Genomic DNA, 13,086 nt, shown 5'->3' on the forward strand with positions numbered 1-13,086 from the left:
TCAGGAGGAGGCGCGGAAGCAGGTCGCGATGTGGTCGTCGACCATGCCGGTGGCCTGCATCAGCGCGTAGCACGTGGTGGGGCCGAGGAACTTGAAACCGCGGCGCTTGAGCTCCTTGGCCATCGCCTTGGACTCGGGCGTGATCGCGGGCACGTCGGTGATCGTGGCGGGGCGGACGTGGTCCTGCGGCGCGAACGACCACAGCAGCGCGTCGAGGTCGAGGTCCTGCTCGGTGATCACGCGGGCGTTGTGGACCACCGCGTCGATCTTCATCCGGTTGCGGACGATGCCGGCGTCGGCCATCAGCCGTTCGACGTCGGCCGGTCCGAAACCGGCGACCAGCTCCGGGTCGAAGCCGGCGAACGCGGCGCGGAACGCCGGCCGCTTGCGCAGGATCGTGATCCACGACAGCCCGGACTGGAACGCCTCCAGCGACATCCGCTCGTACAGCTCGTTCGTGCCGTGCAGCTCGACGCCCCACTCGGTGTCGTGGTAGTCGACGTAGTCCGGCGTAGAGCCGCCCCACGGGCAACGCTCACGCTCGCTCATGGCTCTCCGGCTCCAGCTCCCGCACGCGCGCCCGCAGCGTCTCCACCTCGGTCGCGAGCCGTTGCAACGCCCAGTCGACCTCGCTCATCTTGTAGCCGCGGAACACCTGCTGGAACTTCAGCTCGCGGACGTCCTCCGCGGTGATGTCGTCGGCCGGCAGCCGCGTGGGCGAGGCGCCGGGCGGCAGCGGGGCGAGCTCCTCGCCGCGCCCGAACACCAACGCCGCGAGCAGGAACACCACTGCCGCGACGGCCACCATCACGATCAGGTAGATCAGGGCGTTGGTCACGCGACGATCGTGGCACAGCTCAGGCAGCGGCGAGCGAGCAGACCGAGCCGGACGATCACGGTCCAGGTGATGAGGCTGGCGACGCTCATCGGCACCGACTGCAGCAGCCGCGCCGGGTCGAGGTGCGCGGTGGCCGCGATGATCGCGAGGTTGCCCGCGAGCACCATGCCGACCGCGCCCAGCGCCACGCCCGCGCCGAGCCGGGCGAGCAGCCTCGTGTCGCACGTGCGCGCGAGGACCCGGCCGAGCACGAGGGCCACCAGCGCGATCCCGGACGCGACACCGCCGGCCAGGTCGTTCGCCTTGGCGATGAACAGGTACCACTGCGGCGGCACCGTCCCGAAGTCCTGCCACGGCCCGATGAGCAGCATCCGGACGAGCTCCCACGCCATGTGCAGCAACGGCAGCACGATCGCGAGCCAGATGAGCGTCCGCGTGCCGTACGCGACGGCCAGTTCGGCCTGGTACTCGTTCGCGATTTCCTTGACCGGCCCGAACTCCGCGACGGCGCGCCGCTGCGCCTCCTGCTCGGTGAGACCGCTCTCGACGTGGGCCTCGGTGGCGTCGGACAGGCTGTCGCGGGTCTCCGCGAGGAGGTCGCGGACCTGCCGCTTCGAGCCACGCAGCCGGGACCCGAGGTCGGTCACGTACCGGTCGATCACGCGGTGGTCGATCACGTCCGGGCCCACCCGCCACCACCTCCCAGCACCCCGTCGATGACCGTCGTGAACTCCCGCCACGCGGTGCGTTCGGCGCTCAGCGCCCGCTGGCCGGCCGAGGTGAGCCGGTAGGTCCGCCGCTTGCGCCCGCCGACCGTGCTCCAGTCGCTCGTCACGTGGCCCGCCCGCTCCAGCCTGCGCAGCGCGGGGTAGACCGTGCCGGTGGGCAGGTCCAGCGCACCACCGCTGAGCTGCTGCAACGCCTCGATGATCGCGTAGCCGTGCAGCTGCTCGCCGTCGAGTGTGGCCAGCAGCAACGCGTCCAGGTGGCCACGCAGCGCGTCGGGCTTCATGAGTAGCGACTCTACTGATGCGCCGCCTCCGGGGAGCCCTGAGATGTCCCTGATGTTGCAGGAGATCCGCCTTGATGTAGGCACGCTACATATAGCGTCCCTACTCATGAGCGCAGCAGACCTCGCCCGCCTCCAGTTCGCGTTGACGACGTCGTTCCACTTCCTGTTCGTGCTGCTCACGCTCGGGCTCGTGACGCTGCTGGTGGTCATGCAGACCCGGTACGCGGTCACCGGGAACCCGGTGCACGAGCGGATGACGCGGTTCTGGGGCCGTGTCTACGTCATCAACTACGCGCTGGGCATCGTGACGGGCATCGTCATGGAGTTCCAGTTCGGGCTGAACTGGTCGGGGCTCGCGACCTACGCGGGCGACGTGTTCGGGGCGCCGCTCGCGCTGGAGACGCTCGTCGCGTTCTTCCTGGAGTCGACGTTCCTCGGCCTGTGGATCTTCGGCTGGGACCGGCTCAACCGGTGGGTGCACCTGAGCCTGCTCTGGCTGACGGCGCTCACGGCGTTCGCGTCGGCGTTCTGGATCATGGCGGCGAACGGGTTCCTGCAACACCCCGTCGGCTACCGGGTCGAGGGGAACGTGCTGCGGCTGGACGACTTCCCGGCCCTGCTCACCAACCCGACGTTCACCAGCGCGCTGATGCACGTCGTCTTCGCGTCGATCACGGCAGGCGGCGTGTTCGTGACCGGCGTGTCGGCCTGCCACTTCCTCCGGCGCACCACCGAGACCGACTTCTTCCGGCGGTCGCTGCGGCTGGGCGTGGTGAGCACCGCGCTGGCCACGCCGTCGCTGATCGGCGCCGGGTTCGCGCAGTTCCCGGTCATCGCGCGGTACCAGCCGGGCAAGGCCGACGCGGCGCAGTGGCTCGGCGCGCCACTCGGGTTCATGATCATCATCGGGATGGTCCTGACGGCGGTCAGCTGGCTCACGCTGCCGCTGCTCCTGCGGGACGCGGTGATCCGCCTGCGCTTCCCCCTGCACCTCATGGTGGTCGGCATCCCGCTGCCGTTCGCGGCGGCGGTCTTCGGGTGGGTCTTCCGCGAGGTCGGCCGGCAACCCTGGCTCGTCCAGGGGCTGCTGCGGACCGAGGACGCGGTGTCGCACGTGGACGCCGGGCAGGTCCTGTTGTCCCTCATCGTCTTCACGTCCCTGTTCGCCGTGCTGGCCGTCGTCGACTGGACGCTGATCGCACGCGCGGTCCGCCGCGGTCCGGACACGACGCCCGCCCCTGTCTCGCCGTTGGTGGTGACGCTCTGATGGAAGCGCTGTGGCTGACGGTCCTCGGCACGCTGACGGCCGGCTACTTCGCGTTGGCGGGCTTCGACTACGGCAGCGGACTGCTGCTGCCGTTCCGCCGCCGGGACGAGGTGCTGCGGAGGATGACGCCGTTCTTCCTCGGCAACGAGGTGTGGCTGGTCGCCGCGATCGGGGTGCTGTTCGCGGCGTTCCCGCGGCTGGAGGGCGAGCTGTTGTCCGGTGCGCACAGCGTGTTCACGCTCGTGCTGGCCGGGCTGGTGCTGTTCATGGCCGCGGTGCAGCTGCGGTTGTGGTGGTGGCTGGTGTTCACCGGCGCGCTGGCGGTGTCGGTGGGGTGGGGGCTGTTCCTCGCGCACCTGCTCGACGCGCCGTGGCCCGTCGCGCTGGTGATGCCGGTGCTGTTCGCGGTGCACGGGTGGGTGTTCCAGAGCGGCCACCGGCGGCTGTTCCCGGTGACGGCACTGCTGTGCGCGCTGCCGATCCCGCTCGCGTTCACCCGTGTCGACACGACCGGGCTCATGGCGCACGCCGACACGCTCGGCCTGCTCGCGTGGGTCGCGGTCCCGGTCATCCCGCTGGTGGTGGTTGTGCAGTGGTCGATCGTCGCCATCTCCTCGCGCTGATCCCGGTCCCGTTCCTGGTGCTGGCGCAGGCGGAGCTGCTCGCGTCGGTGCTGGCAGGCGGCACCGGGTACGCCCTGCTGTGCCTGGTCGTCGGCGCGCGGGTGCTGGTGTGGTGGGGGCACCGGGAGTGGGCGCACCGGGCCGCCGAACGCACCCGCACCCGGCTGCGGGAGGCGTTCCTGCGCGACCCCGGCACCAGGGCCGGCGAGGTCGCGACGCTGGTCACGCGCGGCGTGCACGACGTGACGCCGTACGTGACCGGGTACCTGCCGCAGCAGGTCCTCGCCGTCGTGGTGCCGCTGGCGGTGGTCGTCCGGCTGGCGTTCGCGGACCTCGCGGCGGCGCTCACGATCCTCGTCACGCTGCCGTTGGTCCCGGTCTTCGGCGCACTGGTCGGCGCGCACACCCGTGAGCGGACCGCACGGCAGTGGGACGCGCTGGCGACGCTCGGCGGGCACTTCCTGGACGTCGTCAAGGGCATCGGCACGCTGCGGGCGTTCGGGCGGGCGCGGGCGCAGTCGGCGACCGTCCGCGCACTGGCCGCACGGCACCTGACCGAGACGATGTCGGCGCTGCGGATCGCGTTCCTGTCGGCGTTCGTGCTGGAGCTGGTGGCCACGATGGCGGTGGCGCTGGTCGCCGTGCCGGTGGGGCTGCGGCTGCTCGGCGGCGGCATGCCGCTGCACACCGCGCTGCTCGTGCTCTTCCTGGCGCCGGAGGCGTTCCTGCCGTTGCGCGCGGCCGGTGCGCAGTACCACGCCGGCGCGCAGGGCCGTGCGGTGCTGGACCGGGTCCCGGTCCGCGCCGAGCACACCGGGGTGGCGCCGCCGGACCTCGCCCGCGCCGAGATCGTGCTGGACGGCGTGAGCGTGCGCAGCCTGCGGAACTTCTCGCTGCGGATCTCCCCCGGCGAGCGGATCGCGCTGGTCGGCCCGAGCGGCGCCGGCAAGAGCACGGTCCTGGGGCTGCTGCTGGGGTTCGTGCGACCCGACGAGGGCCGCGTGCTGGTCGGTGGTGTCGACCTCGCGGAGATCGACCACGCGCAATGGCTCGCCGCGCTGTCGTGGGTGCCGCAACGCCCCACGCTCGTGCCGAAGGACCTCTCCTCCGGCGAGCAGCAACGGGTCGCGCTCGCCACCGCGCTCGACCGGCGCCACGCCGGGCTGTTCCTGCTGGACGAACCGACCGCGCACCTCGACGCGGAGACGGAGGCGCTCGTGCTCACAGCGGTCAGGGAGTTCACCAGGGGCCGCACCGCCGTGGTCGTGGCGCACCGGCCGGCGCTGCTCGCCGAGGTCACGAGGGTGGTGGCGGTGTGAGGCTCGCGATCGTCGTCGGCACCCTCGCCGAGCTCGCCGGCGTCGGCCTCACCGCGACCGCCACGTGGCTCGTGCTGCGGGCCGCCGAGCACCCGCCGGTGCACGCGCTGACCGTCGCGATCGTCGCGGTCAGGGCGCTCGCGCTGGCCAAGGGCGCACTGCGCTACCTCGAACGCCTCACGAGCCACCGGGCCGTGCTCGGCGAGGCCGTCGAGCTGCGCGGCCGGGTCTACGACGACCTGGTGGCGCGCCGGCACGTCCCGTCCGGCACCGCGCTCACCCGGATCGTCACGAACGTCGACCAGCAGCTCGACGCCCGGCTCCGCACGACGTTGCCGTGGTGCACCGCCGTCCTCGCCGGCGTGGTCGTGGTGGTCGTCTCCGGCTTCTCGGTGCCGCTGGTCGCCGGTCTGCTGGTGAACCTCGGCCTGCTCCCCTGGCTCGCCACGCGGCGGGCGGAGGACCTGACGCCGTTGCGCGCCCTGCTCACCGAGCAGACCACCGAACTGGTGCACAGCCGTGAGGAGCTGATCGCCCACGGCCTCTACGACGCCCGGTTCGCGGTGGCGGCCCGGACGGCGAAGACGTTGTCCCGCGAGGAACGCGCCCGCGACCTGACCCCGCTCGCCATCGCCGTCCAGTTCGGCGCGGCGCTGCTGGTGCTGGCGCAGCACGAACCCGCGTGGCTGGTCATGGCCGCCATCGCGACGTTCGAGATCACCGTCCCGCTGGCCGCGCTGAGCAGGCCGGCCCCGGAACCGACCGGCGAACCCGAGCCCGCAGAACCCGCCGACGTGCCGGCGCTGCGGGGGAAGACCGCGGTCGTCGGCCCGAGCGGGGCGGGCAAGACCACGCTGCTCAACGCCGTCGCGCGCCGGCTCGAACCCAGTGCGGGCGCGCTGGCCGACGCCCACGTCTTCCACACCACGGTCCGCGCGAACGTCCTGCTGGCCAAACCCGGTGCCACTCAAGAAGAACTGGACCGGGCCGCCGAGATCGCCGAGCTGGACCTCGACTGGGACCGGGTCGTCGGCGAACGCGGTGAGGAGATCTCCGGCGGCCAGCGGCAACGGCTCGTGCTCGCCCGGTCGGTGCTCGCCCGACCCGAGGTGCTGCTGCTGGACGAGCCGACCGAGGGCCTCGACCCCGAGCAGGCCGACCGGGTGCTCGGCAAGGTGCTCGGCCACTGCCGGGGAACGGCGCTCGTCGTGACGCACCGCGAGGAGCAGCTAGCGCTCTTCGACCACGTGCACCATCGGGGGCCGGTCCGCGACGACCACGTCGGTCGAGTCGGGTAGCCACTCGCCGTCGACCTGCACGAACTGCGTCAACGGCCCGGAGTCCGCGGACACCCCGCACCGGGCCAGCGCCGTTCCCATGATCTGCGCGGACATCACGCCGAGCTGCAGCAGCGACCGGTTGCGGTGCTTGCGCACGCCCAGGTTCACCTGCGCCAGCCCGGCCAGCCCGTGCAGGCGGTGCACGTCCAGCAGCAGGCCGATCTCCACGCCGTACCCGGCGGCGAACGGCACGGACTCCAGGAAGGAGCGGGTCGCCGCGTACTCGCCGCCGAGGGGTTGCACCACACCGGACAGCTCCGGCCGCAGGGTGTTCAGCAACGGCCGCGCCACCAGCTCCGTGACGCGCCCGCCGCCGGTGCTCTCCAGCCGCAGCGGCCGCCGGTAGAAGCCCTTCACCAGGTGCACGCCGGGGTCGAGCAGCAACGGCCCGAGCAATGCCGTGACGAACGCGGTCTCCGGGTCCACGAGGTCGGAGTCCAGGAAGACGACGAGGTCGCCGGTGGTCGCCGCGAGCGAGCGCCACAGCACCTCGCCCTTGCCGGGCACCGGTTCCAGCCACGGCACGACGTCCTCGCGCAGCACCACCCGCGCCCCGGCCTCCGCCGCCACGGCGACGGTCCGGTCGGTCGACCCGGAGTCCACCACCACCAGCTCGTCGACCAGCGAGCCGAGCAGCGGCCGCACGACCGCGACGACGGCGCCGACGGTCTCCTCCTCGTCCAGCGCCGGCAGCACCACGGACACCGTGCGCCCGCGCTTCGACGCCACCAGCTCGTCGACCGTCCACGGGGGCTGCTGCCAGGTGTGCGTGCCGAACCAGGCTTCGACGGAGGGCAGCATCAGGCCAGCGCCCGCACCGCTCGGGCCGGCGGACGGGTGCCCGCCACGCTCGCGACCATCTCCACGACCTTCCTCGCCTGCCGCACGTCGGACGCCCGCACGGCGCGTGCTCCGGACAGCGCGGCCACCGTCGCGGCCGCCAGGGTGAAGTCCTCGTCGCCCGCGGGGACGGTCACGACGTCCAGCGTCCCGGTGAGCGGCGGCAGCTCCAGCTCGCCGTCGAACTCGACGACGTCGGCACCGTCGACGACCGCCTGCTCCAAGGCATTCGCGCTGGTCAGATGCGCAACGACCAGCACCCGGTCTTTCGGCAGCTCACTGACGCGGAATCGGTTCACGCCACCCAGCGTAAACAGTGACCTGACTCACAGCTTCTTGCTACTCGCGAGTAGCCATCTGCTTTACTCCCGAACAGCAACCCTGTGTGATCTACGTCATGGTCAAGGAGGACCAGCGTGCGCCGGTCACTTGTTCTGTTCCTGGCACTCCTCACCACCCTGCTCGGTGCACCGGCGGCCATCGCGGCGCCGGGACACCAGATCACCTACCGCACCATCCCCGGCGTCGGCGGCACCGCGCTGAAGGCCTTCGTCATCGAGCCCACCGGCCGGGGTGACGGGCCGTTCCCGCTGCTCGTGATGCCGTCGAGCTGGTCGGTTCCGAACATCGAGTACGTCGGTGCCGCGGCCAAGCTCGCCAAGGAGTCCGGCTACGTCGTCGTGAGCTACACCAGCCGCGGCTTCTGGGACTCCGGCGGTGAGATCGACATCGCCGGCCCCGACACCGTGGGCGACGTCAGCAAGGTCATCGACTGGGCGATCGCCAACGCCCGTGCCGACGGCACGAAGGTCGGTGCGGCCGGGATCTCCTACGGCGCCGGGCAGTCGTTGCTCGCCGCCGCGAACGACCGGCGGATCAGGGCGGCAGCGGCGCTGAGCACGTGGACCGACCTGGCCCGCTCGCTCTACCCCAACGACACCGTGAACAAGCAGGCCGTCGAGGTCCTGCTGGCGGCGGGCCACGCCACCGGGCGCCCAGGTCCCGTTCTGCTGGAGGCCGAGGACGCCTACCGCGACGGCCGGTTCCACGAGGTCGTGCCGATCTCCGCCGGCCGGTCAGCCGCCTCGAAGATCGCGCAGCTCAACGCCAACGGCACCGCCGTGCTGCTCGGCAACGCCTGGAACGACGGCATCTTCGCCCCCGGCCAGGTCGCGGACCTCTACTCGCGGCTGACCGGGCCGAAGCGGCTCATGCTCTCGCCCGGCGACCACGCCACCGCCGAGCTGTTCGGCGCGGCCGGTCTGCCCAACGAGATCTGGGAGTCGGTCGGCCGCTGGTTCGACCGGTACGTGAAGGGCACGGCCAACGGCATCGACGCCGAGCAGCCGGTGCAGCTCAAGCCCAACAACGGCGGCACGTGGAAGAAGTTCGGCGCCTGGCCGGACGGGGCCGCCGACACGGTGCAGCTCGAAGGCAAGCGGATCCACGCCGGCTGGAACACCGTCGCCGACAGCGGCACGATCCTGCTCTCCGGTGCGCTGCAAGGGTTCCTGAACCTCCCGACCGGCGTCTCGCTGCCGTTCGTCGACCGCAACGTCGCCGGCGTCTGGTACGGGCCGCAGTACCCGGCCGGTGCCACGCTCGCCGGCACGCCGCAGCTGCGGTTGACGGTGACGCCGAGCGCGGAGGTCACCACGTTGTTCGCGTACCTGTACGAGGTCGGCCCGCTCGGACTGGGCGCGCTGGTCACGCACAAGCCGGTGAAGGTCACCGGTGCCGGCCGCACGCAGACGCTGGACGTGCCGCTGGAGCCGACGGTGTGGAACGTCGGCGCGGGCAACCGGCTGGCACTGGTGGTCGACACCGTGGACCCGCGGTACCTCAGCGAGTCGACCCGCGGCTCGACCGTCACCTTCGGACCGTCGAGCCTCACCGTGCCGAAGGCGTAAGAATGTCCGGGTGGACCTCACCCGGCAGCAGGTGCTCCTCCACCGGATCCACCAGCACGAGCTGGACCGGCGCGTCGGCGACGCGGCCGAGCTGGCGGTGTTCTCCCTGGGCGTCCAGGACAACACCGCCGGCTCGGCGTTGCTCAGCCTCGCCGCACGCCTCACCGCGCCGGCCACCGACGACTTCACCGTCACGTGGTCGGTGCGCGGTGCCCCGCACCTGCACCGGGCCGGTGAGCTGAAGGCGTTCGCCCGCGCGCTGTGGCCGTGGAGCGACGCCGACGCCCGTGCCCGCGCCTCCCGGCCGAAGGTCGACGACCTGCTGGCGGCGTTGCGGCACGTCGCCACGGCCATGCGGTCGATCGTGACGAAGCCGATGACCAAGGGCGACGTCAGCGCGGCACTGACCCCGTTGGCGCCGAAGCAGACCGTCGAGGACTGCCGGGGCTGCGGGACCGCGCACGTCAGCGACCCGATCTTCCGGCTCGCCGCGCTGCCCGCGGGTTTGCGAATCCTGCCCGAGTGCAAGACCGTCACGTTCGAACGGATTCACGGCTGGCCGGGGGTGCCGCGGCAGACCGCCGGGTTCGACGAGCTGGTGCACCGCTACCTGGCGCTGCACGGCCCGGCCGGACCGTCCGAAGTGGCCTCCTACTTCGGCACGACCGTGCGCGAGGTCAAGAAGAGGTGGCCGGACGACCTCGTCGAGGTGGCCGTGGAGGGGCAGCAGGCGTGGCTGCCGGAGGGTGTGGAGATCGCCGCCGCCGACCCGCCGGAGGTCAGGTTCCTGCCGCCGACCGACCCCTACCTGCAGGCGCGCGACCGCGACCTGCTGCTGCCGGACAAGGCCGCGCAGAAGGACGTCTTCCGCGTGCTGGGCCGGCGCGGCGCCGTGCTGGTGGACGGCGAGATCGCGGGCTCCTGGCAGGGCAGGGTGGTGTCCGGCAAGCGGTTCGCGGTGGCGGTCACGCCGTACCGGCCGCTGCCGGACCTCCTGCCGGAGGCCCAGTTCCTGGCCAGGGTCAGGGGACTAGCGGACGCAAGCGTCGAGAGCCGCTGACACGTCGCCGGTCACGACCAGCGAGGCCAGTGCGGCGGGCGAGACGAAACCCTTGTCCCGCAGCTCGGTCAGCCACTCGACGAGGCCCTTGTAGTGGTCGTCGACGTCGAGCAGCACGACCGGCTTGTCGTGCATCCTCAGCACCCCGGCCGTCCACACCTCGAAGAACTCCTCCGCGGTGCCGATGCCGCCGGGCAGCGTGAGGAACGCGTCGGCCTTGTCGTCCATCATCCGCTTGCGCTCGCGCATGGTGTCGACGACGTGCAGCTCGGTCGAGTCGGTGTCGGCGATCTCCCTGGTGGCCAGGCCCTTCGGGATCACGCCGTAGGTGCTCGCGCCGCCGGCGCGCGCCTCCCGTGCGACCGCGCCCATCATCGAGGTCTGCCCGCCGCCCCACACGAGGTTCCAGCCGCGTGCGGCGATCTGCCTGCCCACCTCGGCGGCGACGTCCACGTAGCTCTGGGGAACGGTGGCGAGACTGCCGCAGTACACAGCCACGTACATCAGTGTGCGTCCGCCCATGCCTTGTGCGCTTCCTTGACCACGCGCACCGCGTCGTCGATGTCGTCGGTCAGGTGCAGCAGCGCGAGGTCCTTCTCGCCGACCTTGCCGCCCTCCAGGACCGAGCTCTGGATCCAGTCGTACAGGCCCTGCCAGTAGCTCTTGCCGAACAGCACGACCGGGAACTTCGTGACCTTCTTCGTCTGCACCAGGGTGAGCGCCTCGAACAGCTCGTCGAGCGTGCCGAAACCACCCGGCAGGCAGATGAACGCCTGCGAGTACTTGATGAACATCGTCTTGCGGACGAAGAAGTAGCGGAAGTTCACGCCGAGGTCGACCCACGGGTTGAGCCCCTGCTCGAACGGCAGCTCGATGCCCAGCCCGACCGAGAACCCGCCGGCCTCCGAACACCCGCGGTTGACCGCCTCCATGGCGCCGGGACCGCCACCGGTGATCGCCGCGAAACCGGCCTCCGCCAGCGCTTTCCCGAGGTCGCGCCCGAGCTGGTACTCCGGGTGGTCCCGCCCGGTCCGCGCCGACCCGAACACGGTCACCGCGCTCGGCACCTCGGCGAGCGCCCCGAAGCCCTCGACGAACTCGGCCTGGATGCGCAGCACCCGCCACGGGTCGGTGTGCACCCAGTCCGACGGCCCGCGCGAGTCGAGCAGGCGCTGGTCGGTGGTGGTGAGCTCGTCCTTCTGGTCGCGGCGCAGCACGACCGGCCCGCGCTGCTTCTCCTTGGGATGCTCGTCCACCGCGCCGTTGCTGTTCTTCTCTTCCGTCATCCGATGATCCTAATGATCAGGCCAGCAGAAAACGCTGAAGCACGGTGAAACACCCGGTGATCTGTTCGACCGGCACGTTCTCCTCCTGGGTGTGCGCGAGCGTCGGATCACCCGGCCCGAAGTTCACCGCGGGCATCCCCAGCGCCGCGAACCGCGCCACGTCCGTCCACCCCAGCTTGGCCACCGGCGTGCCCCCCGCGGCGGCCACCAGCTCCTGCGCGGCGGGGGCGTGCAACCCCGGCAACGCACCGCCCGAGAAGTCCGTGACCGTGACGTCGTAGCCCGCGAAGACCTCCCGCAGGTGCTGCTCCGCCTGCTCCACCGACCGGTCCGGCGCGAACCGGTGGTTGACCGTCAGCACCGCCTCGTCCGGCACGACGTTGCCCGCGACCCCGCCGCTGATCTTCACGGCCTGCAGTCCCTCGTGGTAGCGGCAGCCGTCGATCTCGGGCTGCCGCGGCTCGTAGGCGGCGAGCCGGTTCAACGCCTCCCCGAGCCCGTGGATGGCGTTCTGGCCCATCCACGCCCGCGCGGTGTGGGCGCGCTTGCCGGTCGTCCTGATCTCGATGCGCATGGTGCCCTGGCAGCCGGCCTCGACCGTGCCGTTCGACGGCTCGCACACGATCGCGAGGTCGCCCCTCAGCCACTCGACGAGCTCCCGTTCGATGCGGGTGAGCCCGTTGCGCTCGGCCTCGATCTCCTCGCAGTCGTAGAAGACGAACGTGAGGTCGTGGCGCGCGTTCCGGCTCTGTGCGGCGATCGCGAGCATGACCGCGTCGCCGCCCTTCATGTCGACGGTGCCGCACCCGTGCAGCACATCGCCCTCGCGGCGGCTGGGGAAGTTCCGGTTGACCGGCACGGTGTCCAGGTGCCCGGCCAGCACGATCCTCTTGTCCTTGCCGAGGTTCGTCCGCGCCAGCACGGCGTTCCCCGATCGAGTGATCTCCAGGTGCGGCGCGTGCAGCCGCAGCGACCGTTCGACCAGATCGGCGATCTCGTCCTCCTCCCCGGACACGCTGCGCACATCCACCAGCGCGGTGGTGAGCTCGATCGGGTCGGCGAACAGGTCAAGGGTGTCGGACACGACCGCCACCCTAGCGCCGCGCGTTTCGCGCCTGCCCGATCAGCCGCTAGCGTGCGGTGCGTGACCAAACGCACACTCCTCGTCACCGCGCTCGTGCTGACGGCGACCGGCTGCGGCGAGGCGCCCGTGGCGTGCGACCAGCAGTGCGGCGAGATCAGGGCGCTGTTCGCCGCCCCGTGCGGCTCCCAGCACAGCGGCACCCCCGCCGAGTGCGCCGCGTGGGTCTCCCGGGTCGGCGGCATGACCCGCGCGCTCGACCGGTCGTTGCAGGGCAAGGAGGTCGAGCCCGGTGTGAGCGAGGTGCTGCCCCGCCTCAGGACCTCGGTCGGCGACTTCGAGGCGAACCGCTGCGGCGAGGTGGCGGTGGACAACGTGTCCAGCACCGACGCCCGGCAGTGGAAGTGCAACGAGGCCCTGATCGCGACGCGCGGCGACCTCGGTTCCCTCTACTTCACAGCCGACGTCCCCGACTGAGCACGACCGCCGCCACCGGCGGTGACCTGCGGA

General features: G+C 71.6%; 16 protein-coding genes. 7 read left to right on the plus strand and 9 right to left on the minus strand.

Annotation, left to right across the window (positions count from 1 at the left end):
• Genes ACZ7CF_RS09915 through ACZ7CF_RS09930 form a run of 4 tightly spaced genes read right to left on the minus strand, consistent with a single transcriptional unit; the run spans position 1 to position 1,850 of the window.
• The gene (locus ACZ7CF_RS09915; protein WP_470369396.1) at positions 1–549 is read right to left on the minus strand and encodes a DNA-3-methyladenine glycosylase I; all 549 of its coding nucleotides are present in this window, start codon (positions 547–549) and stop codon (positions 1–3) included.
• On the minus strand, positions 536–838 hold the full coding sequence (locus tag ACZ7CF_RS09920; protein ID WP_360386186.1) for a DivIVA domain-containing protein: 303 nt from the start codon (positions 836–838) through the stop codon (positions 536–538). Before ACZ7CF_RS09920 ends, ACZ7CF_RS09915 begins: the two co-directional genes overlap by 14 nt.
• Positions 835–1,527 carry a permease prefix domain 1-containing protein gene (locus tag ACZ7CF_RS09925; RefSeq protein WP_470369397.1) on the minus strand — a complete coding sequence of 231 codons (693 nt, stop codon included), beginning with the start codon at positions 1,525–1,527 and terminating at the stop codon, positions 835–837. Before ACZ7CF_RS09925 ends, ACZ7CF_RS09920 begins: the two co-directional genes overlap by 4 nt.
• A complete protein-coding gene (locus tag ACZ7CF_RS09930; protein WP_360386180.1) occupies positions 1,512–1,850 on the minus strand; it encodes a PadR family transcriptional regulator in 339 nt (112 codons plus the stop codon). Before ACZ7CF_RS09930 ends, ACZ7CF_RS09925 begins: the two co-directional genes overlap by 16 nt.
• Before the next feature lie 106 nt (positions 1,851–1,956).
• Between ACZ7CF_RS09930 and ACZ7CF_RS09935 the strand changes: the two genes are divergently transcribed.
• From ACZ7CF_RS09935 to ACZ7CF_RS09950, 4 genes are read left to right on the plus strand one after another with little or no spacing between them, the layout of a single operon-like run.
• Positions 1,957–3,117 (plus strand): cytochrome ubiquinol oxidase subunit I, encoded by a 1,161-nt coding sequence (locus ACZ7CF_RS09935; RefSeq protein WP_470369398.1) that lies wholly within the window; start codon positions 1,957–1,959, stop codon positions 3,115–3,117.
• Positions 3,117–3,740: a cytochrome d ubiquinol oxidase subunit II gene (locus ACZ7CF_RS09940; RefSeq protein WP_470369399.1), complete on the plus strand. Its 624-nt coding sequence runs from the start codon at positions 3,117–3,119 to the stop codon at positions 3,738–3,740. Before ACZ7CF_RS09935 ends, ACZ7CF_RS09940 begins: the two co-directional genes overlap by 1 nt.
• A complete protein-coding gene (locus tag ACZ7CF_RS09945) occupies positions 3,710–5,059 on the plus strand; it encodes an ABC transporter ATP-binding protein/permease (protein ID WP_470369400.1) in 1,350 nt (449 codons plus the stop codon). Before ACZ7CF_RS09940 ends, ACZ7CF_RS09945 begins: the two co-directional genes overlap by 31 nt.
• Positions 5,056–6,357, plus strand: coding sequence for an ATP-binding cassette domain-containing protein (locus tag ACZ7CF_RS09950; RefSeq protein ID WP_470369401.1), 1,302 nt, complete (start codon positions 5,056–5,058; stop codon positions 6,355–6,357). The genes ACZ7CF_RS09945 and ACZ7CF_RS09950 overlap by 4 nt, the downstream gene beginning before the upstream one ends.
• Here the strand turns inward: ACZ7CF_RS09950 and ACZ7CF_RS09955 are convergent.
• Together ACZ7CF_RS09955 and ACZ7CF_RS09960 are read right to left on the minus strand one after the other, a co-directional pair.
• The gene (locus tag ACZ7CF_RS09955; RefSeq protein ID WP_470369402.1) at positions 6,289–7,200 is read right to left on the minus strand and encodes a glucosyl-3-phosphoglycerate synthase; all 912 of its coding nucleotides are present in this window, start codon (positions 7,198–7,200) and stop codon (positions 6,289–6,291) included. The genes ACZ7CF_RS09950 and ACZ7CF_RS09955 overlap by 69 nt on opposite strands.
• Positions 7,200–7,538 carry a hypothetical protein gene (locus ACZ7CF_RS09960; RefSeq protein WP_470369403.1) on the minus strand — a complete coding sequence of 113 codons (339 nt, stop codon included), beginning with the start codon at positions 7,536–7,538 and terminating at the stop codon, positions 7,200–7,202. The genes ACZ7CF_RS09955 and ACZ7CF_RS09960 overlap by 1 nt, the downstream gene beginning before the upstream one ends.
• 117 nt (positions 7,539–7,655) lie before the next feature.
• Between ACZ7CF_RS09960 and ACZ7CF_RS09965 the strand changes: the two genes are divergently transcribed.
• Positions 7,656–9,149 carry a CocE/NonD family hydrolase gene (locus ACZ7CF_RS09965; RefSeq protein WP_470369404.1) on the plus strand — a complete coding sequence of 498 codons (1,494 nt, stop codon included), beginning with the start codon at positions 7,656–7,658 and terminating at the stop codon, positions 9,147–9,149.
• A gap of 10 nt (positions 9,150–9,159) precedes the next feature.
• Entirely contained in the window at positions 9,160–10,209 is a 1,050-nt protein-coding gene (locus ACZ7CF_RS09970) for a winged helix DNA-binding domain-containing protein (protein WP_360386157.1), read from the plus strand.
• On the opposite strand, the gene ACZ7CF_RS09975 is transcribed toward ACZ7CF_RS09970, so the two are convergent.
• The 3 genes from ACZ7CF_RS09975 to dapE are packed head-to-tail and all read right to left on the minus strand — an operon-like array spanning position 10,180 to position 12,579.
• Positions 10,180–10,713, minus strand: coding sequence for an LOG family protein (locus tag ACZ7CF_RS09975; protein WP_360386689.1), 534 nt, complete (start codon positions 10,711–10,713; stop codon positions 10,180–10,182). The two genes, ACZ7CF_RS09970 and ACZ7CF_RS09975, sit on opposite strands and share 30 nt — an antisense overlap.
• Entirely contained in the window at positions 10,713–11,495 is a 783-nt protein-coding gene (locus ACZ7CF_RS09980) for an LOG family protein (protein ID WP_360386154.1), read from the minus strand. The genes ACZ7CF_RS09975 and ACZ7CF_RS09980 overlap by 1 nt, the downstream gene beginning before the upstream one ends.
• A 16-nt stretch (positions 11,496–11,511) precedes the next feature.
• Positions 11,512–12,579, minus strand: coding sequence for a succinyl-diaminopimelate desuccinylase (gene dapE / locus ACZ7CF_RS09985; RefSeq protein WP_470369405.1), 1,068 nt, complete (start codon positions 12,577–12,579; stop codon positions 11,512–11,514).
• A 60-nt stretch (positions 12,580–12,639) separates the two neighbouring features.
• On the opposite strand from dapE, the gene ACZ7CF_RS09990 reads away from it, so the two are divergent.
• Entirely contained in the window at positions 12,640–13,053 is a 414-nt protein-coding gene (locus ACZ7CF_RS09990; protein WP_470369406.1) for a hypothetical protein, read from the plus strand.
• The last annotated feature ends 33 nt before the right edge of the window (positions 13,054–13,086 follow it).

The organism is Lentzea sp. NPDC036955 (genome assembly GCF_055608005.1).

Bases quoted from the DNA above. Each gene is read 5' to 3' on its own strand.
- ACZ7CF_RS09955 (WP_470369402.1), bottom strand. From the start codon at position 7,200: ATGCTGCCCTCCGTCGAAGCCTGGTTCGGCACGCACACCTGGCAGCAG.
- ACZ7CF_RS09940 (WP_470369399.1), top strand. From the start codon at position 3,117: ATGGAAGCGCTGTGGCTGACGGTCCTCGGCACGCTGACGGCCGGCTAC.
- ACZ7CF_RS09980 (WP_360386154.1), bottom strand. From the start codon at position 11,495: ATGACGGAAGAGAAGAACAGCAACGGCGCGGTGGACGAGCATCCCAAG.
- ACZ7CF_RS09915 (WP_470369396.1), bottom strand. From the start codon at position 549: ATGAGCGAGCGTGAGCGTTGCCCGTGGGGCGGCTCTACGCCGGACTAC.
- ACZ7CF_RS09935 (WP_470369398.1), top strand. From the start codon at position 1,957: ATGAGCGCAGCAGACCTCGCCCGCCTCCAGTTCGCGTTGACGACGTCG.
- ACZ7CF_RS09975 (WP_360386689.1), bottom strand. From the start codon at position 10,713: ATGTACGTGGCTGTGTACTGCGGCAGTCTCGCCACCGTTCCCCAGAGC.
- ACZ7CF_RS09930 (WP_360386180.1), bottom strand. From the start codon at position 1,850: ATGAAGCCCGACGCGCTGCGTGGCCACCTGGACGCGTTGCTGCTGGCC.